Below are 20,734 nucleotides of genomic sequence, written 5' to 3' on the forward strand. Positions count from 1 at the left end.
CGCGCGGGCTTTTGTTTCGGTTCCACCCGTCCCCCGGGCGGAGCGAAGCGCAGGCCCGAGAAACTCAAGACCAGAGTGCACTGGTTTCCGAGTTGGTCGGGTCAAGCCCGACCATGACGGTGAATCCAGGAGCTCCGACAATGACCCCCGCGGCGATCGGCATCGATTTCGGCACCACCAACAGCGTGGTGGCGTTGGCGCGGGCTGACGGCTCGGTGACGACGCGGAGCTTCCCGACGAAGCAGGGCGCCGTCGATGCCTACCGCTCCGCGCTGATGTTCTGGCGCGAGGGCCGGCCGCCGCAGGCGAAGATCGTCCATGTCAGCGGCCCCGACGCGCTCGACATGGCCTTGGGCATGACGACCGAGCACCGCTTCCTGCAATCGCTGAAGACCCATCTCTCCAGCCGCGCCTTCCAGGAGACGCGCCTCTTCGGCAAGCTCTACCGGCTCGAGGACCTGATCGGCACCTTCCTCTCCGACCTCACGACCGGCCTCGACGGTGTCGGCTCCGTGCCGCTGGTCTCGGGCCGCCCGGTCGTCTTCGCCGGCGATCGCCCGGACGAGGAGCTTGCTGTCGGCCGCCTCGCCACCTCCTATGCCAAGGCCGGCATGGCCAAGGTCGATTTCGCCTATGAGCCGCTCGGCGCCGCCTACTGGTACGCCCGCGACCTGAAGGAGCCGCAGACCATGCTCGTCGCCGATTTCGGCGGCGGCACCAGCGACTTCTCGGTGATGCGCTTCGAGCCCGGCGGGGCAGGGCGGCTGGAGGCGATCCCGCTCTCCCATGCCGGCGTCGGCGTCGCCGGCGACACGTTCGACTATCGCATCATCGAGCACGCCGTCTCGCCGCGGCTCGGCAAGGGCACGCAATACCGCTCCTTCGAGAAGCTCCTGCCGATCCCGGCGCATTACCACGCCGCTTTCGCGCAATGGCACCGGCTCTCGCTGATGAAGAGCCGCGAGACCATGGCCGAACTCAAGGCGCTGATCCGCGACGCGGTCGAGCCCGGCAAGCTCGAGGATCTGCTCACCGTGATCGAATACGATCTCGGCTACGAGCTCTACCGCGCCGTCTCCGCCGCCAAGATCGCGCTCTCCGGTGCGGACGAGACCCGGTTCAGCTTCCGCCAGATGGATGTGGCGATCGAGGGCACGATCAAGCGCACCGAGTTGGAGCGCTGGATCGCCGAGGATGTCGGCGCGATCGAGACAGCGCTCGACAAGGCGCTGGCCGAAGCCGGCATTGCCGGCAGAGAGGTCGAGGCCGTGTTCATGACCGGCGGCACCTCGCATGTCCCAGCGGTGCGGGCGCTGTTCGACCGGCGCTTCGGCGCCGAGCGTGTCCATATCGGCGATGCCTTCCGCTCGGTGGCGAGCGGCCTTGCATTATTGGCGCTCGACCGGCAGCGGGCGGCCATGCCAGCCTGAGTGTTGTTGTCGCCTTGCCGGGCCGAAGGCGGGGGGCTACATCACGGCACCGCGGAAGCATCCCAGTTCACTGGAGCCCCACCATGTCATCCGATGCCGATATGCTTGCCGACCGTCGCAGCTTGAGACGCAAGCTGACGGCCTGGCGGCTCCTGGCCGTGCTCGCCGTCATCGCCGTCGCGGTCACCGCGGGCCTCGCCTGGAGCGGGCGCACGCCCGGCTCGCTCTCCTCGGCCCATATCGCGCGCATCACCATTTCCGGCTTCATCTCCGGCGACCGGCGCACGCTCGACCTGATCAAGTCGCTCGAGGACAGCAGGGCCGAGGCCGTGCTGGTCAAGATCGACAGCCCCGGCGGCACCGTGACCGGCTCTGAAGCGCTCTATGATGCGCTGCGCAAGCTCGCCGCCAAGAAGCCGATGGTCACCGTCGTCGACGGGCTCGCGGCCTCCGGCGGCTTCATCGCCGCGATGGGGGCCGATCGTATCGTCGCGCGCCAGACCTCGCTGATCGGCTCGATCGGCGTGCTCTTCCAGATTCCCAACGTGGCGCGCCTGCTGGATACGGCTGGCGTCAAGGTCGAGGAGATCAAGTCGAGCCCGCTCAAGGCCGCTCCGAACGGTTTCGAGCCGACTTCGCCGGAGGCGCGCGCCGCGCTGCAGGAGGTCGTCAACGACAATTACGACTGGTTCAAGCGGCTGGTGCGCGAGCGCCGCAAGCTGGCCGAGGCCGATATCCCGGTCGTCTCCGATGGCCGCGTCCATTCCGGCCGCCGCGCGCTCGATCTCAAGCTGATCGACCAGATCGGCGGCGAGCCGGAGGCGATCGCCTGGCTCGAGCGCGAGAAGAATGTGGCCAAGGATCTGCCCGTGCGCGACTGGCGCCGCCGCAGCGAATCCTCGTCCTATGGTCTCTGGAGTGCCAGCGAAGCGCTGGCCCGTGCCGCCGGCCTTGATGCCGTTGCGACACTCATTGCCCGCGCTGCGGACCAGCCGGTCGGTTTGCGGCTTGACGCGCCCTTGGCGCTCTGGCAGCCTGTCGCCGAAAAATGATGTTGATACAAGCGGTTATACTGGACACATGATAAAATCCGAACTCGTTCAACGCATCGCCGAGCGCAACACTCACCTTTACCAGCGCGATATCGAGAACATCGTCACGTCGATCCTCGATGAGGTCGTCAAGGCGCTGGCGCGCGGGGACCGGGTCGAGCTGCGCGGCTTCGGCGCATTCTCCCGCAAAGCCCGCGCCGCCAGGGTGGGCCGCAACCCGCGCACCGGCGATGCGGTCGAGGTCGAGGAGAAGTACGTCCCCGTCTTCAAGACGGGCAAGGAGCTCCGCTTGCGGCTCAACGGCAAGCACTGATAGTCCTGACGGCGCTGACGCCGCAGGACTCGGGAAGACCGATGAAAACCTTCTTCAAGGCGCTGATCCTCGTGCCGATCGCCCTCGCGATCGTGCTATTCTCCGTGGCGAACCGCGGCGCGGTGCAGGTCTCGCTCGACCCGATCAGCCGTGACGCGCCGCAACTCGTCTACAGCCTGCCGCTCTTCGCCGTCGTGCTGGGCTCGATCGCCATTGGCGTGCTGATCGGCGGCCTCGCCTCCTGGATCGCCCAGGGCAAGCACCGCAAGGCCGCCCGCCGCAGCCGCCGCGAGGTCGAGGCGTTGCGCAGCGAGACGCAGTCGCTGCGTGCTGCCGTGCCGGATTCCGCCCTGCCGGCCCTGACCCGCGGGAACGGCTGATGCGGCTGTTCGACGCCGCGCAGATCGACGCGGCCCTCAGCTTCCCCGCCCTGATCGATACGCTGGCCGAGGCCTTTCGCAGCGACGGCGTCATGCCGCCACGCAACCATTACACGGTCGAGCGCCCGACGGAGAAAGGCGTGCTGCTGGTCATGCCGGCCTGGAGCGCTCCGAACGCCGAGAAGGGCTATATCGGCACCAAGGTCGTCTCGGTCTTCTTCGAGAACGGCAAGCGCAACCTGCCGGGCGTCATGGGCGCCTATTTGCTCATGGATGGCGATACCGGCCAGCCGCTTGCGGTCTTTGACGGCAACCGTCTCACCGTCTGGCGCACGGCCGCCGCCTCGGCGCTGGCCTCACGCGCCATGTCCAACGAGCACGCCTCGCATATGCTGATGGTCGGCGCGGGTGCGCTCGCGCCCTTCCTGATCAAGGCGCATCGCAGCGTCAGGCCGCTGACCGATATCGCCATCTGGGCGAGGCGGCCGGAGGCGGCGATCGAGCTGGCGGAGAAGCTGACAGCCGAGGGCATTCCGGTCCGCGCCACTACCGATCTCGAGGGCGAGGCGCGTACGGCCGACATCATCTCCTGCGCCACCAATGCGACCGAGCCGCTGATCCACGGTCACTGGCTGAAGCGCACCGCCCATCTCGATTTGATCGGCGCCTTCACGATGCAGATGCGCGAGGTCGATGCCGACGCGTTGCACCGCGCCCGCGTCGTGGTCGACAGCGCCAAGGCGATCGAGGAGGGCGGCGATGTCGCCGTGGCGATCAAGGAAGGCAGCTACAGTGCGGATCAGGTTGCCGGCACCCTGACCGATCTCTGCCGCGGCACGATTGCCGGACCGGCGGAGGATGGCGGCATCACGCTGTTCAAGTCGGTCGGCGTCTCCATCGAGGATCTCGCCGCCGCGACCGCCGTCTGGGAGAACAGCCAGACCGGCTGAGCGGTCTGGCTGTTGGTTACGAGATGATCGGACCGGATACCGTATCCCGCCCGATCATCCAGCTTCTTGTTTTCGCATCGGCTTTTCCGAAAACCGGAATCCACTTTTCGGGCCGAGGCACTAGAGCATTTCCGCGTTTCTTCGAATCGCGAAAATTCTCTATCTACTTGTTTTGACGCATTTTCTTCACGCGAACCGGTATCCACTTCGCTCGAAAATGCTCTAGACCCTGACCGGCGCTCCGCCGATAGCGCCGAGCAGCCATAGGACCAGCACGACGACGAGCACGAGGCCGACGACGCCGCCGAGGCCGCTCGGACCATAGGCGCGGTGGCCGTAATATCCGCCGCCGCCGAGCAGCAGAATGAGTAGCAGAACGATCAAAAGAGTGGACATCTGACGCCCTTCCCGCATTGGGTACGGTCTTCGCGACCGGGAATGCGGGAAAAACGTCAGAGGCGCCGCTCTGGTTCCGGCGCCGTTACTTGCGGCGTTCTACTCCGCCTTCGCGCCAACCTCGCGGATCAACTCGCCCCATTTCTGCATCTCGCTCTGCAGGAAGGCTCCGAGCTCGGCCGGCGTGTTGCCGACCGGCTCGGCCGCGAGCGCATCCATCTTGCCGCGCAGCACCGGGTCCGTGAGCCCGGCCTTGGTGTCGGTATGGATCTTCTCGATTACGGCCGGCGGTGTCTTCGCCGGAGCGAAGAGCGCGAACCAGGAGGAGACGTCGAAGCCCGGCACCGTCTCGGCGATCGGCGCGAAATCCGGCGCGGTCGGCGCGCGCTTGGCGGTGGTGATGCCGAAGCCGCGGATCGAGCCGGCCCGGACATGCGGCAGGGCTTGGGTGATATTGTCGAAGATCAGGTCGATGCGCCCGGCGATCAGGTCCTGCGTCGCCTGGGCCGTGCCGCGATAGGGCACATGCACCATCTTGGTGCCGGTCAGCTTCTGGAACAGCTCGCCGCAGAGATGCACCGAGGTGCCGATGCCGGAGGAGCCATAGGTCAGCTTGCCGGGATTGGCCTTGGCATAGGCGATCAGCTCGGCCGTGTTCTTCACCGGCAGCTGGTTGTTGACGATCAGCAGGTTCGGCACCAGCGCGATCATGGTGATCGGCGCGAAATCCTTGACCGGATCGTAGCTCAGCTTGGCGTAGAGATATTGGTTGGTCGCCATGCCGACCGAGGCGATCAGGAAGGTGTCGCCGTTGGGCTCGGCCTTGGCGACGGCGTCGCTGCCGATATTGCCGCCGGCGCCCGGCTTGTTCTCGACGACGATATTGGTGCCCCATGCATGGCCGAGCTTGTCGGCGACGAGCCGCGCCAGCACGTCGGTGGCGCCCGCCGGCGGGAACGGCACGACGAGCCTGAGGGTGCGCCCCTGCGGCCAGTTGCTCTGGGCCGAGCCGGCGCGCGGGACGGCAAGGCTCGCGCCGAGGCCGCCGAGCAGCGCGCGGCGGTCGATCGTCATCATCGTCATGGTCCGTCCCCTCCGGTCACGCAATTTTCGCTGCGGGTCAGGCCCGATTGCTGTGATGGGTGGGAAGCTGCCGTCTCGCGCCGGGATTGTCCATTCGCCATCCGGCTGAGGCCGCTTGACCCGGCTCGCCAGCCATGGCGATCTGCTGCCATGCCTCGTTCGTACCGCCGATTCGTCCTTGCCGCCGCGCTGGCGGTGGCCGCGCTGGCGCCATGCCTCGCCCGCGCCCAGGATACAGCGTCCGAGGAGTCCAGGCGCCGCGCTGCCAATCTCGCCGCCTATCCCGAGGCGGCGCGGGCGCTTTTCGGCCAGAAGACCACGCCGGCGCATATGCCGCCGCAATCGATCGGCTCCTATGCCCGCGGCTGCCTTGCCGGCGGTGCCGCCCTGCCGCTCGATGGCGATGCCTGGCAGGTGATGCGGCTCAACCGCAACCGCAACTGGGGCCATCCCGAGCTCATCGCCTATCTCGAGAAGCTCGCTCGCGACGTTCCCAGGATCAATGGCTGGCCGGGGCTGCTCGTCGGCGACATGTCCCAGGCGCGCGGCGGCCCGATGCTGACCGGCCATGCCTCGCATCAGATCGGGCTCGATGCCGATGTCTGGCTGACGCCGATGCCGCGCGACCGACTCGATCGCGACCAGCGCGAGAACATGCCGGCGGTCAACATGGCGCGGGCCGACTGGCGCGACGTCGACCCCAGGAACTGGACGCCGGCCCATACCAGGCTGTTGCGCGCGGTGGCGGCCGAGCCGCGCGTCGAGCGCATCTTCGTCAACCCGGCGCTCAAGGTCGCGCTCTGCCGCGAGTCAGGCTCGGACCGGGACTGGCTGAAGAAGGTCCGGCCGATCTGGGGCCATAACTATCATTTCCACATCCGCCTGAGCTGCCCGCGCGGCATGGAGAGCTGCTCCGGCCAGGAACCGCCGAATTTCGGCGATGGCTGTGGCGCCGAGCTCGATGGCTGGATCCATCGCCAGCACGAGGCGATCTTCAACCCGCCGAAGCCCAAGCCCGGCCCCAAGCCGAAGCCCAAGCCGCCGATGTCCCTCGACGCCCTGCCGCCGGAATGCCGGCAGGTGCTGAACGCGCGCTGATCAGTAGCGAGGCCGGCTCGGGCCGCGCTGGTTTGCGCCATAGGCGAACGGATCGCTCTGCGGCGTGATCTCCTCGGCCTGTTCCTGACCGGGCACGTCGACGACGCCGTTGCCATCGTCGTCGCCGACGATCAGCTCTTCGGTCGGTGGCACTGAGCCCGGCAGCATCAGCGGCCCGCGCGCCTCGCTCGGCAGAGCCTCCGGCTGGTAGCGCGGTGTCATCTGCTGGGTGCGTTGCGGCGCTTGCTGGAGATAGCGGCGCTGCGTGTCGAGATTCTGCGGCGCATCCTGATGCGCGATCGGATAGCCGCCATTGCCGCCATTGACCGATCCCGGCGGGCGCAGGCCCGAGCTCGGCTGGCGCAGCAGCCCGCCCGAGGTGCCGGCGACCATCGGCGGCGGCAGGGTCTGGCGCGTTGCCGGCTGCTGCTGTTGCAGCGCCATCCGGTCCGGACGCGCCGGATCGGGCGGCGGCAGGTTGTAGTTCGGCTCGTATTTGATGATCGGCTTGCAGATATGCCGGCCCTTGGAATGGCGGGCGAGGTCGATATGGATATGGTCGTAATGCATCGGATCCGCGCCCGGCCCGAGCACGGTCGAGAAATGCTGGCAGGCGCCGACGAAGACCTCGCGCAGGAAGTTCTGCTCCTCGGGCGAGCCACGCCAGCCATCCTTCACGGTAACGACGCGCCCGTCATTCAGCCGGAAGGAGAAGACGTCGACGGCATTGCCATAGGCGTGCTCGGAGGTGCGGGTCGTCGCCGTGCCGTTATTCATGGCGCGGCAGGAATAGGATCCGGCGCGCAGCTCGATCACCTGGGCGCCGAGGACGTTCATCGCCGCAGGCTGCACCACCTCGGCCAGCCATTTATCGGTGGTCGCCACCACCGGGCAGCCGAGCGTGGCGTTGCTCGTGAGATGCACGCCGCCCCCGGAGAAGGCCGAGACCTTGAGCGGCTGCGTCATGCCGCAGGTGCCGGGACCGTCGATCGGCTTGTCGCGCAGGCTGACATAGGAGGAGAGCTGCACCTGCCGCGAGGAGAGGCAGGCGGCTTCCGCCTGGTCGCGCCAGGCCGCACGCTGCGGCTTCTGGAACTTGCCGCAGCCGGCGAGACCGGCGCCGATGACGCCGAGGGCGATGAGGGCGAGGTGTGAGCGTCGCATGACCATTCAAATGCGAACGGTCAGATGAACGGTTTATTGACCGGGTGAGCCCCGGCCGCCACAGGCGGGCTATCTTTGCCGACGCGGTTAAGCCAGCGCTAACGGCCGGCTTCCGCCATTAAGTCGTGAGATGGCTGCTGCGTTGAAATCACAGCATTTTCCGGCGCATCCGCCCTATTCCTTAATGCCGCTTGGCCGGCTTCGCCTTGCCGTGCCAGATAGGCCGGACAGCAGGGATGGCGGCGAGCCCTGCTGCCCAAGGGGGATCGGAGAGCGGAATGCTGAGAGCGCGTGAGATCGCCCGCCGGGCTGCGGTGGGACAGGATGCGGCTGCGGCCGAATTGAAGCGCAGCGCCGAGTTGATTTCCGCGAAGGACGGCGATGTCCGCGCCTTCGCCAGCCGGCCGGCCATGCTCGCGCCCGGCACAGGCCCGCTTGCCGGCATCGCCTGCGGCGTCAAGGACATCATCGACACCGCCGGCCTGCCGACCGGCATGGGCTCGCCGATCTATGACGGCTGGCAGCCGCGCGCCGATGCGCCGATCGTCATGGCCCTCAAGGCTGCCGGCGCCACAGTCGCAGGCAAGACCCAGACGACCGCCTTCGCCTTTCTCGATCCGGCCCCGACCCGCAATCCTCATGAGCTCGACGCGAGCCCGGGTGGTTCTTCCGCCGGCTCGGCGGCTGCGGTCGCGGCCGGCATGATCCCGCTCGCGCTCGGCACGCAGACCGGTGGCTCGGTCATCCGCCCCGCCGCCTATTGCGGTGTCGCCGCGATCAAGCCGTCCTACGCGCTGCTCCCGACCGTCGGCGTCAAGCCCTTCTCCTGGTCGCTCGACACGGTCGGGTTGATGGCGGCGAGCGCCGACGATCTCGGCTTCGCGCTGGCAGCGCTGACCGGCCGCTCGGACCTTGATGCCTCCCCCGCAGAGCTCAAGGGCCTGCGCATCGGCATCTCCCGCCAGGACTTCGCCGGCGCGTCCGATCCGGCCTCCGATGCCGCGCTGAAGCGCGTCGCCGATCTCGCTGCCTCGGCCGGCGCCAAACTGGTCGACCTCGCCAGCCCGGCGGCTCTGGCCGAAGCCTTCCAGGCCCATGGCCCGCTGCAGGATTTCGAGGCGGTGCAGGCGCTGGCCTGGGAATATGCCGAGCATCGCGCCAGCCTTCCGCCCAAGCTCCGCGCCTATCTCGAAAGCGCCCGGGCGACGACCCCGCGTCAATATGACGAGGCGAGGCGGCTCTCGCGCCGCGGCCGCGACGCCTGCCGCGATGTCTTCGCCGAGGTGGATGTCGTCATCAGCCATGCCGCACCCGGCGAAGCACCAGCCACTCTGGCCTCGACCGGAGATTCGAAATTCAACCGGCTCTGGACCTTGCTGGGTACTCCCTGTGCCACAATTCCCCTGATGAGGGGTCCGCGGGGCCTGCCCGTGAGCTTTCAGATCATCGGACGTTTTGGCCATGATGACCATGTCATTGCAGTGGCGAAGGCCCTGGAAAAGCTTGTCGGTTCAATCGGCTGAGTGCTTTTATCCCCAAATCAATTCAATGATTTAACCAAGAATTAGGCATACTCTAGGCTCCGCTGCTGCACTGCCACATGTTTGCCCCCTTGCGGCCATCGCCAATTCTGCTAGCGTCGGTGACAGGTCAATGACAAAGGAGGATGAGATGAGCCTCACGCTAAGTCTCGACCGGTTGGCGATGGGCGCGGCCTTCGTGTTCATGATTGCCATTGTGTTGGGAGCGTTCTGACAGACGTCAGTCTCAAGTCGAAAAGACCGCAGGAGCCATTGAACAGAACGCCGCCGGACAAGGGTCCGGCGGCGTTTCTCATTGTTCGGCTTGTTCCGCCCCAGCGGGCGATCAGCTCTCGGGGCAGGGGTTCTCGGTCACCTCCCAGGACATCATGTTGATGACCCGGCCGCAATTGGCGAGCCGCCGGCCTTGGTTCGTCCGGATGCAGGCGCTCGCGCCCTCGGCGATCTTGCGGCCGTCGCTCCAGCAGAAGCAGAGCGGCTCGGGCGCTTGCGCCAGCCGCGGCGGATCGACCGGAACCGGCTGCTCCTGCGCGGGACTTGCCGTGGCGGGATTTGCCGTGAATGAGGCCAGCGACAGAGCGCTGGCGAGAGCGAGGCTGCGCAGCATGCGCGGTCCGTCGCGGTGTGGCCTCGGTGCGATCCTTGTCATAGGCTCACTCCCCTCGCCGATAGGGCCAACGGCGAGACTTGAGCGTAGCACGGCCAACGGAATCGTCCAGAAAACAAGTTGTAACATTATAACTTCGACTTAAGTCGATAGACCTTGTCCTCTTCGAAAGTAGAGGCCATATTCGGCGCGCAGAGAGCCCAGGGGGGGCTCCGGGAGGAAACATGTCCCTGATTTCGCTTGCCCGTCATGGTCGCTTCGTCGCCTTGCTCGCCGGCGCACTTGTACTCGTTCCAATCATCGCCGAGGCGCGTCCCGGCGGCGGCCGTAGCGTCGGCAGCCGCGGCGCCCGCACCGAGTCGGCCCCGGCCCCGACCAATACCGCGCCGAATGGCGCCCAGACCTTCCAGCGCAGTGCGACGCCGTCTCCGGCGCAAGCTGCTCCGGCGGCTGGCGCGGCTGCCGCTGCTCAGGCAGCCCGGCCGTCCATGGCCCGTAACCTGATGATGGGTCTCGGGGCTGGCCTGCTCGGCGCCGGCCTGTTCGGCATGCTTTCGGGCTCCGGCTTCTTCAGCGGTCTCGCCTCGTTCGCGGGCTTCCTCGGCTTCCTGCTGCAGATCGGCCTAATCGCCGGCCTGATCTTCCTGGCGGTGCGCTTCTTCCGTCGGCGCTCCGAGCCGCAGCTCGCCACGGCCAACGGCCCGATGGCGCGCGAGGCTTATCAGCCCCAGCAGCCGCAGGCTCCGCGTCCGATGTTCGGCGGTCTCGGTGGCGGCATGGCGCGCGCGCCGAAGCCGATCGAGTTCGATCCGGCCCCGGAGGACTTCAATAGCTTCGAGCGCCTGCTCGGCGAGGTCAACGCGGCCTATTCGAACGAGGATCAGCAGGCTCTGCGCCGGCTCCTGACGCCGGAAATGGTCGGCCACTTCGCCGATGACCTGGCCGAGAACGCCCGTAAGGGCCTCGTCGACCGTGTCTCGGACGTCAAGCTGCTCCAGGGCGATCTCGCCGAGGCTTGGCGTGAGGGCAACGTCGAGTACGCCACTGTCGCGATGCGCTTCAGCGTGATCAATGCGCTGACCGAGCGCACCACCGGCCGCGTCGTCGAGGGCCATGCCAGCATCGCCCAGGAGGCGACCGAGCTCTGGACCTTCGTGCGCGAGCGCAGCGGCGACTGGAAGCTCTCGGCGATCCAGTCCGCGGGCTAAAGGCGGCACATTCGGAATAACAGGACGGCCGGGGCAACCCGGCCGTTTTTGTTTCGTGGGTTACGCGACCTCTTGTTTGGACGCGCTGGCGGGTCTTCCCTGCGCTCTATCGCAATGGTCGCCAGCTATCGGGTGGTTCCGCTCCCCGGCCGCTTGTTCTATAGCCGCTGTCCGATCCTTGCCTTGCCCGGAGTGAATTCCCCATGAGCGACATGCGTCTCGTCGTTGTCGGCGCCGCCGGGCGCATGGGCCGGATGCTGATCAAGGCGATCGCCGCGACCGAGGGCTGCACGCTCTCCGCCGCGATCGAGCGCCCGGGCTCGAACGCGCTCAGGCAGGATTCCGGTGTGCTCGCCGGCCTGCCGGCCAATGGCATTCTCGTCAGCGACGATGCGCTCGCCGCCTTCGTCGAGGCCGAGGGGGTGCTCGATTTCACCGCGCCCGAGGCGACGGTCGCCTTCGCCGGGCTCGCGGCGCAGGCCCGCATCGTCCATGTCGTCGGCACGACCGGGATGGAGCCGAGCCATCTCGCCAGGCTCGAAGCCGCCGCGCGCCATGCCGCGATCATCCGCTCCGGCAATATGAGCCTCGGCGTCAATCTGCTCGCCGGGCTGGTGCGCAAGGTCGCGGCGACCCTCGGCACCGACTGGGACATCGAGATCGTCGAGATGCATCACCGCATGAAGGTCGATGCGCCCTCCGGCACCGCCGTGATGCTCGGCGAGGCGGCGGCGCAGGGCAGGACGGTCGAGCTCGCGCAGCATCGCGTCGCCTCGCGTGACGGCCAGGTCGGCGCCCGTCCGCCCGGCGCGATCGGCTTCGCCGCGCTCCGCGGCGGCACGGTTGTGGGCGACCACAAGGTCGTCTTCGCCGGACAGGGCGAGCGGCTGGAATTGAACCATATCGCCGAGGACCGCAGCCTGTTCGCCCAGGGCGCGGTCAGGGCGGCACTCTGGGGGCGCGGCCGCAAGCCCGGCCTCTATGCGATGACCGACGTGCTCGGCCTCGACAATCTCTGACGGGACGATGACGCGCCTCGCCGTCGCACCGGGCGTCGTCCATTGGCCGGCCTATCTGTCGGCGCAGGCCCAGGCAGCGCTGGTGGCCGAGTTGCGCGAGGTCGCCAGGCAGGCGCCGTTCTTCGCGCCGCGCATGCCGAAGACGGGAAAGCCCTTTTCGGTCCGGATGACCAATTGCGGCTCGCTCGGCTGGGTCTCCGACGTCAATGGCTATCGTTACCAGCCGCTCCATCCCGAGACCGGCGCGCCCTGGCCACCGATGCCAGCTGTTTTGCTCGACGCCTGGCGCGAGCTCGCCTCCTACCCGCACGAGCCGGAGGCCTGCCTGGTGAATTTCTACGAGTCCAGCGCGAAGATGGGCCTGCATCAGGACCGCGACGAGCAGGATTTCGAGGCGCCGGTGCTCTCCCTTTCGCTCGGTGACAGCGCGATCTTCCGGATCGGCGGCAGCACGCGCGGCGGCAAGACCCAGTCGCTCAAGCTGAGTTCGGGCGATGCACTGCTCTTCGGCGGCGAGGCCAGGCTGGCCTATCACGGCATCGACCGCATTTTGGCCGGCTCATCGGCGCTGCTGCCGCAGGGCGGCCGGATCAATCTGACGCTGAGGCGCGTGACGAAGCCGGTCGGCTGAGTTGCTCTCGCCTGCGAGGCCGGCGCATCGGCCCGAAAACTGGATTGCGGTTTTCGGAAAAGCCGATGCGAAAACAAGAAGCTGAAGCGACGTTCACGCCTTGTCGGGGCCTGAGCCCGGCAGGCTCGGAAACGACCAGCCGAAGAGGATCGAGCCGGCGCGCAGGCCGAAGCCGGCGGCGATGCCGCCGAGCATCACTACCGTCGGATTGACGTCGAAATGGGCAAGGGCGGCCGTGACGGTCGCGCCGGTCGCCGCCGCTGTGACATAGAAATCCCGGCTCCACAGGACCATCGGGCGATCGCCGGCGAGGATGTCGCGGATGATGCCGCCGAACGCGGCCGTGATCGCGCCGAAGGCGATGGCCGAGGGATTGGGCGCGCCGACCGCAAGCGCCTTCTGCGTGCCGATCACGGCAAAGAGCGCCATCCCTGCCGCGTCGGCCCAGATCAGCAGCCGCTTTCCGCCCCAGCCGTCGAGCATGCCCGGCCGCCGGTAGGCGAGGGCCCAGCATGCCAGCGCCACGAGCGCGCAGAGGATCACGTCGAACGGATCCTGCACCCAGAACACGCCGCGCCCGAGCAGCAGGTCGCGCAAGGTCCCGCCGCCGACGCCAGTGACGGTGGAGAGCAGGATGAAGCCGAATGGGTCCATGCCCTTGCGGGCCGCCACCAGCGCGCCAGTCAGAGCAAAGACGGCGACGCCAGCAGCTTCGAGCACGGTCTACTGGCTCTCGGCCGAGCCGTTTCCGGCATCGCCGGCCGGGGCCTCCGGCTGCTTCGGCGCGCCGGCCGAGACGCCGACCAGCGCCGGCCGCAGCACGCGCTCGCCGATCTTGTAGCCGACCTGGACGACCTTCGAGACCAGCCCCTTGGCGAGAGCCGGGTCTGGCGCCTCGAACATCGCCTGATGCAGGTTCGGATCGAATTTCTCGCCCTGCGGGTCGATCAGGCGCACGCCGTGACGCTCGAGCGTCTTGAGCAATTCGCGCTCGGTCAGCTCGACGCCTTCGGTCAGCGTCTTCAGTGCGGGGCTGCCATCGCCCGCCGGCACGCTCTCCAGCGCCCGGCGCAGATTATCGGCCGAGCCGAGCATGTCGCGGGCGAAGCTCGTCACCGCATAGGCCTTGGCGTCGGCGATCTCGCGCTCGGTGCGGCGGCGCAGGTTCTCCATGTCGGCAAGCGTGCGCAGCAGCTTGTCCTTCAGGTCGTCGCGCTCGCTCTCGATATTGGCGATCAGCGCCTCGACTGCCTCGCGCGGGGCCATTTCGTTCGTAGCCTCGGCGGCGGTATCCGGGTTCGGTTCGCCCGTCGCAGGTTTCTGCGTCATTGCCTCATCCAATGTTTTCAAATGGCTGGCCGGGAAAGTCGCGCAAGACCGCCGCCGTCAGCGTTCGTGGCCGATATCGGACTTATGGCGCGTGAAATCAAGCGCGAGCGGGTGCGCGTGCCTTCTGCGGCTGCGCCTTTTCGTGGTCGAAGACGAAGACCTCCATCAGCGCCTTGCGGATGGAGAGCTGGCGCGCCGTGCCGGTGATCTTCGCATTGGTGAGATCGGTGACGTAGAACACGTCGACCGCCTTCTCGCCGAAAGTGGCGATATGGGCCGAGGCGATGTTGAGGTTGAGCTTTCCGATCGCAGTGGTGAGATCGTAGAGCAACCCCGGCCGGTCGAGGCCGGAGACCTCCAGCACCGTGTGGCGGGCCGAAAGCACATTGTCGATGATCACTTCCGGCGCGACCTGGAAGGTCTGGCCGCGCGGTGGCGGCGCCCGGCGCTGCGCCACGAGGTCGGCGATCTTGATCTCGCCCTTGAGCGCGCGCTCGATCGCGGCCGCGATCCGCTCGGCCCGGCGCAACTCGTCGTCGTCGCGCTCGAAGGCGCGCGAGATCGAGATCGTGTCGAGCACCAGCCCGTCCGTCGTGGTGAAGATCTGCGCATCGGCGATGTTGCCGCCGGCAGCCGCGCAGGCGCCGGTGACGATGGCGAGCAGGCGCGGATGGTCCGGCGCCAGGATGGTGAGTTCGGTGATGCCGCGGAACTGGTCGGTCTCGACCATGGTCGCGGTCGTCCGGCCCTCGCTCTCGGCCTGGCGCAGGAAGCGGGCGTGTTTCTCCTGGCGCGGCAGGTCGACCTTGATCCAGTAGGCCGGGTAGTGCCGGGCTAGATAGGCGTCGCGCTCGGCCTCGCTCCAATCGGCGAGCCGCTCCTTGAGCGCATCCTGCTTGCGCTCGACCCGGGCCCGGCGCTCGATCGCGGAATGGCCGCCGGCGAGCACGATCTCGGTCTCGTAATAGAGCGTGCGCAGCAATTGCCCCTTCCAGCCGTTCCAGACCCCGGGGCCGACCGCCTTGATGTCGGCGACGGTCAGGATCAGCAGCAGCTTCAGCCGCTCCAGCGTCTGCACCGTGGCGGCGAAACTCTCGATCGTCTTGGGGTCGCCGAGATCGCGGCTCTGCGCCACCGTGGACATGTCGAGATGGTGCTCGACCAGCCAGGCGGCGGTCTCGGTCTGAGCCTCCGTCAGGCCGAGCCGCGGCCCGAGCTTGCGGGCGATCCTCGCCCCGGCAACCGAATGGTCCTCCGGCCGCCCCTTGGCGATGTCGTGCAGGAAGAGCGCGACATAGAGCGCGCGCCGGTTGCTGATCGTCGAAACGATCGAGTTGGAGAGCGGGTGCTCGGCCTCCAGAGCGCCTGCGTCGATCTCGGCCAACACGCCGATCGAACGGATCAGATGCTCGTCCACCGTATAGTGGTGATACATGTTGAACTGCATCATCGCGACGATGCGGCCGAAATCCGGAATGAAGCGGCCGAGCAACCCGGATTCGTTCATCCGCCGCAGCACGGCTTCCGGAGAGCGACGTGCCGTCAGGATTTCCAGGAAGATGCGGTTGGCATCGGCGTCGTTGCGCAACTGGCCGGTGACGAGCCTGAGCGACTGCGTCACCAGCCGGCTGGTATCGGGGTGGATAGCAAGGTCGTCGCGGCTCGCGATCTCGTAGAGCCTGAGAAGGTTGACCGGGTCGCGCTCGAAGGCGTCGTCGTCGATCACCGCGAGCCGCTGGCTCTTCAGCGTGAAATCGGGATGGCCGAGCGCGCGCACGCGCTTGCGCTTGGTGAAGCTGCCGATCAAGCGCGTCAGCGTCGCACGCGGCTTCTGCTGGCGCGCCTCCAGCGCCGCGCAGACGATCGCGGTCAGGTCGCCGACATCCTTGGCGACGAGGAAATAGGCCTTCATGAAGCGCTCGACCGGCGCCTGACCGCTGCGGCCGGCATAGCCGATCGCCGCAGCGACCTGCCGCTGCAGATCGAAGGAAAGCCGCTCCTCGGACCGGCCCGTGATGAAATGCATCCAGCAGCGCACGCGCCAGAGGAACTCCTCCGAGCGCTGGAACACTTGCATTTCCTTGCGGTCGAACAGCCCGGCCGCAACCAGATCTTCCGGATCCTCGACGCGATAGGAATATTTCGCGATCCAGAACAGGGTGTTGAGGTCGCGCAGGCCGCCCTTACCGTCCTTGACATTGGGCTCGACCAGATAGCGCGAGGTGCCGGCTCGGGTAACGCGGGTCTCGCGCTCGGCGAGCTTGGCCTCGGTGAAGGCCTGCGCAGTGCCCTCGACCACCTCGGCCCCGAAGCGGCGCTTCATCTCCTCGAAGAGCGGGCGGTCGCCGCACAGGAAGCGCGCCTCCAGCAGCGCGGTGCGGATCGTCATGTCCGCCCGCGCCTCGCGGATGCAGTCATCGACCGAGCGCACGGAATGGCCGACCTTCAGCTTCAGGTCCCAGAGCGGATAGAGCATCGCCTCGACCACGCTCTCGCCCCAGGCGGTCTGCTTGTGCGGAAACAGGAAGAGCAGGTCGACATCGGAGCCCGGCGCCAGCGTGCCGCGGCCATAGCCGCCGACGGCGACCACCGCGATGCGCTCGGATTGCGAGGGGTTGATCGCGGGGTAGAAATGCTCGCTCGCCGCGGCATGCAGGCAGGCGATGATGCCGTCCATCGCTGCCGAGAGGCGCTTGGCGCAGGCGAACCCGTTACGGGTCTGGATCAGGATGTCCTTGGCCGAGGCATGGCCTTGATCGAGCGTTCGGCGCAGGCCGGCGACCAGCTCCTGCCGCAACTCGCCGTTGGAGGCCTTGCCCATCCCTTTGGCCAGCCGTGCGACGGCGCCGGTCGGGCTCTCCAGGACTTCGTCAAGCGCGAGATAGGGCTGATCAACCACGGTCGACACGGGCAGCGGCACTTTCGATCTTCGGGCGGAGCGGAACTCTGCCACTGCCGCTCCTAGCATGCTGAAGGGATTCACAGAAATCGCAATTTACACGAAGAATATGTGTGAAATTGGCTATTCAACATGCCCCTTCGGATTGTTTGACATACAGAACGGGCGGACCTAAAAGACGGATACGCGCCGATTTGAGCCAGCAGCTTGCGGGCGCGAAACAAGTGCAGCTAAAGCGTGGGGCGCCGGAGTGGCCAGGCCTTCTCCCGATCCCTTCGCCCAACGAAGAACAAAGGGATCGATCATGTCCGTCATTGCCAGTCTCAGCCGCCGCCTCGTCCTTGCCGGCCTCGCCGCGACGACGCTCGCCTTTGGTGCCGCCGCGCAGGCGCCCAAGGAAATCCGCATCGACTATGCCACCTATAATCCGGTCGGCCTCGTGCTGAAGGAGAAGGGCTTCCTCGAGAAGGCGCTCGCCGCAGACGGCATCACGGTGCGCTGGGTCCTGTCCGCCGGATCGAACAAGGCGCTCGAATTCCTCAATGCCGGCTCGATCGATTTCGGCTCGACCGCCGGCGCCGCGGCGCTGATCGGCAAGATCAACGGCAACCCGATCAAGTCGATCTACGTCTATTCCCGTCCCGAATGGACCGCGCTCGTCACCGGCGCCAAGAGCGAGATCACCAAGGTCTCGGACCTCAAGGGCAAGCGCGTCGCCGTCACCCGCGGCACCGATCCCCATATCTTCCTGGTCCGCGCGCTCGCCGATGCCAAGCTGACCGAGAAGGACGTCAAGCTCGTCCTGCTCCAGCATGCCGACGGCCGCCTCGCCCTCGAGCGCGGTGATGTCGACGCCTGGGCCGGGCTCGACCCGCTGATGGCAGCGGCCGAGGTCGAAAGCGGCGCCAAGCTGTTCTACCGCAAGGCCGAGGACAATACCTGGGGCGTCCTCAACGTGCGCGAGGCCTTCGCCAACGAGAATCCGGCGCTCGTCCGCAAGGTCATCGCGGCCTATGAGGAGGCGCGCGCCTATGCCATCGCCAATCCGGCCGAGCTCAAGAAGATCCTGGTCGATTACACCAGGCTCTCCGAGCCCGTGATCGAGCGCCAGCTCCAGCGCACCGAGCTGACGCATTCGACCATCGGCCAGGCCCAGGCGGACACGATCACCGCCGCCGGCCTCGCGCTGCAGCAGGCGGGTGTCCTGCCGGCCGATGCCAATATCAAGTCGGTGGTCGACAACCTGCTCGACCGGCGCTTCCCTGCGGCCGCGGCCAAGTAAGCCCGATCGAGGCATGACCGGAGGCCGATGAGCGCGCTCGAGATCGAAGCGTCCGCGACCGGGGAGGGACGGCCGACGACTGGCCGGACATCCCGCCGCTTCGGGCTTGCCGGCCTGCTCCTGCCGATCGCGCTCGCCGCGCTCTGGGAGTTCCTGGTCGGCATGGGCCTCGCCAATGGCCGGCTGATGCCGCCGCCCAGCGTGGTCGGCAAGACGCTCTGGCAATTGGCGGCTTCGGGCGAACTCCTGACCCATGCCACGGCGACGCTCTGGCGTGTCGCGGCGGGTTTCGGGCTCGGCGCGGCCGTCGGCACGGTGCTCGGCGCGTTGACGGGGGCTCTACCCATCGCCCGCAGCCTGCTCGATCCGACCTTGCAGGCCCTGCGCTCGATCCCCTCGATCGCCTGGGTTCCGCTCTTCATCCTCTGGTTCGGCATCTTCGAGGCCTCGAAGGTCGCGCTGATCGCGGTCGGCGTCTTCTTCCCGGTCTATCTCGGGGTCGCCGCCGCGATCCTTTCGATCGACCGCAAGATCATCGAGGTCGGCCGCGTCTTCCGGCTCAGCCGCTTCGCCATGGTCAGGCGGGTGCTGCTCCCGGCGATCCTGCCGGCCTGGATCGTCTCGCTGCGCTCCGGCCTTGGCCTCGGCTTCATGTTCGTGGTCGCGGCCGAGATCATGGGGGCGAGCGAGGGCCTCGGCTATCTCCTGGTGGACGGCCAGCAACTCGGACGTCCCGACACCATCATCGCGGCCATCATCGCCTTTGCCGTGCTCGGCAAGCTGGCTGACGGCCTGCTTCTCGCCATCACGCGGCCTTTCCTCACCTGGCAGGATCTCGGTCGCGACAAGCTCTGAAAGCCGACGTCGATGCTGAGCTTCGACAATCTCTCGAAATCCTATGCCGACGGCACGCATGCGCTCTCGGCCATCACCACCAAGGTCGCGCCCGGAGAGATCCTTGCCCTCGTGGGCGGCTCCGGCTGCGGCAAGACCACGCTGCTGCGCCTCGTTGCCGGGCTCGACCATCCGAGCGCCGGTAGCATCGTGCTGAATGGCGAGACGATCATCGAACCGCGTGCGGATGTCGGTGTCATCTTCCAGGAGCCCAGGCTCTTTCCCTGGCTCAGCGTCGCCGACAATGTCGCCTTCGGCCTCTCGCATCTCTCGGCCTTCGAGCGCGAGGGGCTCACCGCCAACGCACTCGTGCGCGTCGGCCTCGGCGGCTACGAGAAGCGCTGGCCGCGTGAGCTCTCCGGTGGCCAGCAGCAGCGCGTCGCCATCGCTCGCGCGCTGATCACGCGGCCGAAGCTGCTGCTGATGGACGAGCCCTTCTCGGCGCTCGACGCCACCACGCGGGCGAGCCTGCACGGCCACCTGCTCTCGCTCTGGGAGGAAAGCCGGCCGACCGTCGTCATGGTCACGCATGATGTCGAGGAGGCGGTGAGCCTGGCCGACCGCATCATCGTGATGCAGCCGCGCCCCGGCCGCATCTTCGACGAGCTCGACAATCCGCTCGCACGTCCGCGCGATCGGCTCTCGCCGAGCTTCGAGGCCGCCAAGCGCGAGGTGCTGCGTTCGCTCGACCGCTCGCTCAGCGATGGCGAGCCGCAGCAGCACAAGGCCGCCGAGACGGCAGGCATGTGGTGGTAGGCCGCATCGCCGGCCCTCGCGTCGCGATGCTGGTGCGGAGCGGCAAAGGCGCTTAAGTCAGCGGCGACATCGCCCGCATCTCCCGCAGAGGTAACAGACATGGACGTCACCGCTCTTCGCGCCCTCCAGGCCCCGCTCAAGGACAAGTATCGCGAGACGCCCGACGCCGCCGTGATCACGCTCAAGGCCCATGGCGAGCTCGACGATCAGCACATCGCCTGCAAGGTCGAGACCGGCCGCGCCATCGCGCTCGCCGGCCTGCACCCGGCGACGGGCGGCACGGGCGCCGAGCTCTGCTCGGGCGACATGCTGCTGGAGGCGTTGGTCGCCTGCGCCGGCGTGACGCTCAAGGCGGTCGCGACCGCGCTCGAGATCGAGCTGAAGAAGGGCACGGTCCGGGCCGAGGGCGATCTCGACTTCCGCGGTACGCTCGGCGTCGCCAAGGACGCGCCGGTCGGCTTCAAGGCGATCCGCCTCTCCTTCGATGTCGAGACCGACGCGCCGCAGGAGAAGCTCGACAGCTTGCTGAAGCTCACCGAGCGCTATTGCGTCGTTTTCCAGACGCTCAACGTCAAGCCGGAACTCTCGGCGGCGCTGAATCGCGGCTGAGCACGCCCCGCGCAATCTCCCCACCGAATCCGCGTCTGGACGGATCATGGAACTGTAAAGCCGAGAGGCTAGGTCTCGTCGCCGAGAGAGTGG

21 protein-coding genes are annotated in these 20,734 nt (G+C 67.4%); 14 read left to right on the forward strand and 7 right to left on the reverse strand.

What is annotated here, in order from left to right:
* Positions 1-140: 140 nt before the first annotated feature.
* From EV560_RS22775 to lhpI, 5 genes are all read left to right on the forward strand, one after another.
* The gene (locus EV560_RS22775) at positions 141-1,430 is read left to right on the forward strand and encodes an Hsp70 family protein (protein WP_131858106.1); all 1,290 of its coding nucleotides are present in this window, start codon (positions 141-143) and stop codon (positions 1,428-1,430) included.
* 83 nt (positions 1,431-1,513) lie between these two features.
* On the forward strand, positions 1,514-2,482 hold the full coding sequence (gene sppA / locus EV560_RS22780) for a signal peptide peptidase SppA (protein WP_131858107.1): 969 nt from the start codon (positions 1,514-1,516) through the stop codon (positions 2,480-2,482).
* A 28-nt stretch (positions 2,483-2,510) separates the two neighbouring features.
* Positions 2,511-2,795 carry an integration host factor subunit beta gene (gene ihfB, locus EV560_RS22785; RefSeq protein WP_131858108.1) on the forward strand — a complete coding sequence of 95 codons (285 nt, stop codon included), beginning with the start codon at positions 2,511-2,513 and terminating at the stop codon, positions 2,793-2,795.
* A 41-nt stretch (positions 2,796-2,836) separates the two neighbouring features.
* Positions 2,837-3,175: a LapA family protein gene (locus EV560_RS22790; RefSeq protein WP_131858109.1), complete on the forward strand. Its 339-nt coding sequence runs from the start codon at positions 2,837-2,839 to the stop codon at positions 3,173-3,175.
* Positions 3,175-4,125: a bifunctional Delta(1)-pyrroline-2-carboxylate/Delta(1)-piperideine-2-carboxylate reductase gene (gene lhpI, locus EV560_RS22795; protein ID WP_131858110.1), complete on the forward strand. Its 951-nt coding sequence runs from the start codon at positions 3,175-3,177 to the stop codon at positions 4,123-4,125. Before EV560_RS22790 ends, lhpI begins: the two co-directional genes overlap by 1 nt.
* A 222-nt stretch (positions 4,126-4,347) precedes the next feature.
* On the opposite strand, the gene EV560_RS22800 is transcribed toward lhpI, so the two are convergent.
* Positions 4,348-4,521: a DUF3309 family protein gene (locus EV560_RS22800; RefSeq protein ID WP_131858111.1), complete on the reverse strand. Its 174-nt coding sequence runs from the start codon at positions 4,519-4,521 to the stop codon at positions 4,348-4,350.
* Between the two features lie 99 nt (positions 4,522-4,620).
* Positions 4,621-5,604: a Bug family tripartite tricarboxylate transporter substrate binding protein gene (locus tag EV560_RS22805; protein ID WP_207908093.1), complete on the reverse strand. Its 984-nt coding sequence runs from the start codon at positions 5,602-5,604 to the stop codon at positions 4,621-4,623.
* Positions 5,605-5,754: 150 nt separating this feature from the next.
* On the opposite strand from EV560_RS22805, the gene mepA reads away from it, so the two are divergent.
* Positions 5,755-6,702, forward strand: coding sequence for a penicillin-insensitive murein endopeptidase (gene mepA / locus EV560_RS22810; RefSeq protein WP_131858112.1), 948 nt, complete (start codon positions 5,755-5,757; stop codon positions 6,700-6,702).
* On the opposite strand, the gene EV560_RS22815 is transcribed toward mepA, so the two are convergent.
* Positions 6,703-7,866 carry an extensin-like domain-containing protein gene (locus EV560_RS22815; protein WP_131858113.1) on the reverse strand — a complete coding sequence of 388 codons (1,164 nt, stop codon included), beginning with the start codon at positions 7,864-7,866 and terminating at the stop codon, positions 6,703-6,705.
* A 278-nt stretch (positions 7,867-8,144) separates the two neighbouring features.
* Between EV560_RS22815 and EV560_RS22820 the strand changes: the two genes are divergently transcribed.
* The gene (locus tag EV560_RS22820) at positions 8,145-9,389 is read left to right on the forward strand and encodes an amidase (RefSeq protein ID WP_131858114.1); all 1,245 of its coding nucleotides are present in this window, start codon (positions 8,145-8,147) and stop codon (positions 9,387-9,389) included.
* Between the two features lie 343 nt (positions 9,390-9,732).
* On the opposite strand, the gene EV560_RS22825 is transcribed toward EV560_RS22820, so the two are convergent.
* The gene (locus tag EV560_RS22825; RefSeq protein ID WP_131858115.1) at positions 9,733-10,056 is read right to left on the reverse strand and encodes a hypothetical protein; all 324 of its coding nucleotides are present in this window, start codon (positions 10,054-10,056) and stop codon (positions 9,733-9,735) included.
* A 182-nt stretch (positions 10,057-10,238) separates the two neighbouring features.
* Between EV560_RS22825 and EV560_RS22830 the strand changes: the two genes are divergently transcribed.
* The 3 genes from EV560_RS22830 (at position 10,239) to EV560_RS22840 (ending at position 12,872) form a co-directional block, all read left to right on the forward strand.
* Positions 10,239-11,222, forward strand: a complete 984-nt coding sequence (locus tag EV560_RS22830; RefSeq protein ID WP_131858116.1) for a Tim44 domain-containing protein — start codon at positions 10,239-10,241, stop codon at positions 11,220-11,222.
* 212 nt (positions 11,223-11,434) lie between these two features.
* Positions 11,435-12,241, forward strand: coding sequence for a 4-hydroxy-tetrahydrodipicolinate reductase (gene dapB / locus EV560_RS22835; RefSeq protein WP_131858203.1), 807 nt, complete (start codon positions 11,435-11,437; stop codon positions 12,239-12,241).
* A 7-nt stretch (positions 12,242-12,248) separates the two neighbouring features.
* Positions 12,249-12,872, forward strand: a complete 624-nt coding sequence (locus EV560_RS22840) for an alpha-ketoglutarate-dependent dioxygenase AlkB family protein (protein ID WP_131858117.1) — start codon at positions 12,249-12,251, stop codon at positions 12,870-12,872.
* Positions 12,873-12,965: 93 nt separating this feature from the next.
* Here EV560_RS22840 and EV560_RS22845 read toward each other — a convergent pair whose 3' ends face one another.
* From EV560_RS22845 to EV560_RS22855, 3 genes are all read right to left on the reverse strand, one after another.
* A complete protein-coding gene (locus EV560_RS22845; RefSeq protein ID WP_207908094.1) occupies positions 12,966-13,592 on the reverse strand; it encodes a trimeric intracellular cation channel family protein in 627 nt (208 codons plus the stop codon).
* A 3-nt stretch (positions 13,593-13,595) separates the two neighbouring features.
* Entirely contained in the window at positions 13,596-14,201 is a 606-nt protein-coding gene (gene grpE / locus EV560_RS22850; protein ID WP_131858118.1) for a nucleotide exchange factor GrpE, read from the reverse strand.
* A 97-nt stretch (positions 14,202-14,298) separates the two neighbouring features.
* On the reverse strand, positions 14,299-17,022 hold the full coding sequence (locus EV560_RS22855) for a [protein-PII] uridylyltransferase (protein ID WP_131858204.1): 2,724 nt from the start codon (positions 17,020-17,022) through the stop codon (positions 14,299-14,301).
* A 391-nt stretch (positions 17,023-17,413) separates the two neighbouring features.
* Between EV560_RS22855 and EV560_RS22860 the strand changes: the two genes are divergently transcribed.
* The 4 genes from EV560_RS22860 (at position 17,414) to EV560_RS22875 (ending at position 20,641) form a co-directional block, all read left to right on the forward strand.
* Positions 17,414-18,382, forward strand: a complete 969-nt coding sequence (locus tag EV560_RS22860; RefSeq protein ID WP_131858205.1) for an aliphatic sulfonate ABC transporter substrate-binding protein — start codon at positions 17,414-17,416, stop codon at positions 18,380-18,382.
* A 27-nt stretch (positions 18,383-18,409) separates the two neighbouring features.
* A complete protein-coding gene (locus tag EV560_RS22865; RefSeq protein ID WP_131858119.1) occupies positions 18,410-19,237 on the forward strand; it encodes an ABC transporter permease in 828 nt (275 codons plus the stop codon).
* Between the two features lie 12 nt (positions 19,238-19,249).
* Positions 19,250-20,032: an ABC transporter ATP-binding protein gene (locus tag EV560_RS22870; RefSeq protein ID WP_131858120.1), complete on the forward strand. Its 783-nt coding sequence runs from the start codon at positions 19,250-19,252 to the stop codon at positions 20,030-20,032.
* A gap of 99 nt (positions 20,033-20,131) precedes the next feature.
* Positions 20,132-20,641 carry an OsmC family protein gene (locus tag EV560_RS22875; RefSeq protein ID WP_131858121.1) on the forward strand — a complete coding sequence of 170 codons (510 nt, stop codon included), beginning with the start codon at positions 20,132-20,134 and terminating at the stop codon, positions 20,639-20,641.
* Positions 20,642-20,734: the final 93 nt, after the last annotated feature.

The organism is Allobosea sp. BK604 (assembly GCF_004341515.1).
Classification (GTDB): Bacteria; Pseudomonadota; Alphaproteobacteria; order Rhizobiales; family Beijerinckiaceae; genus Allobosea.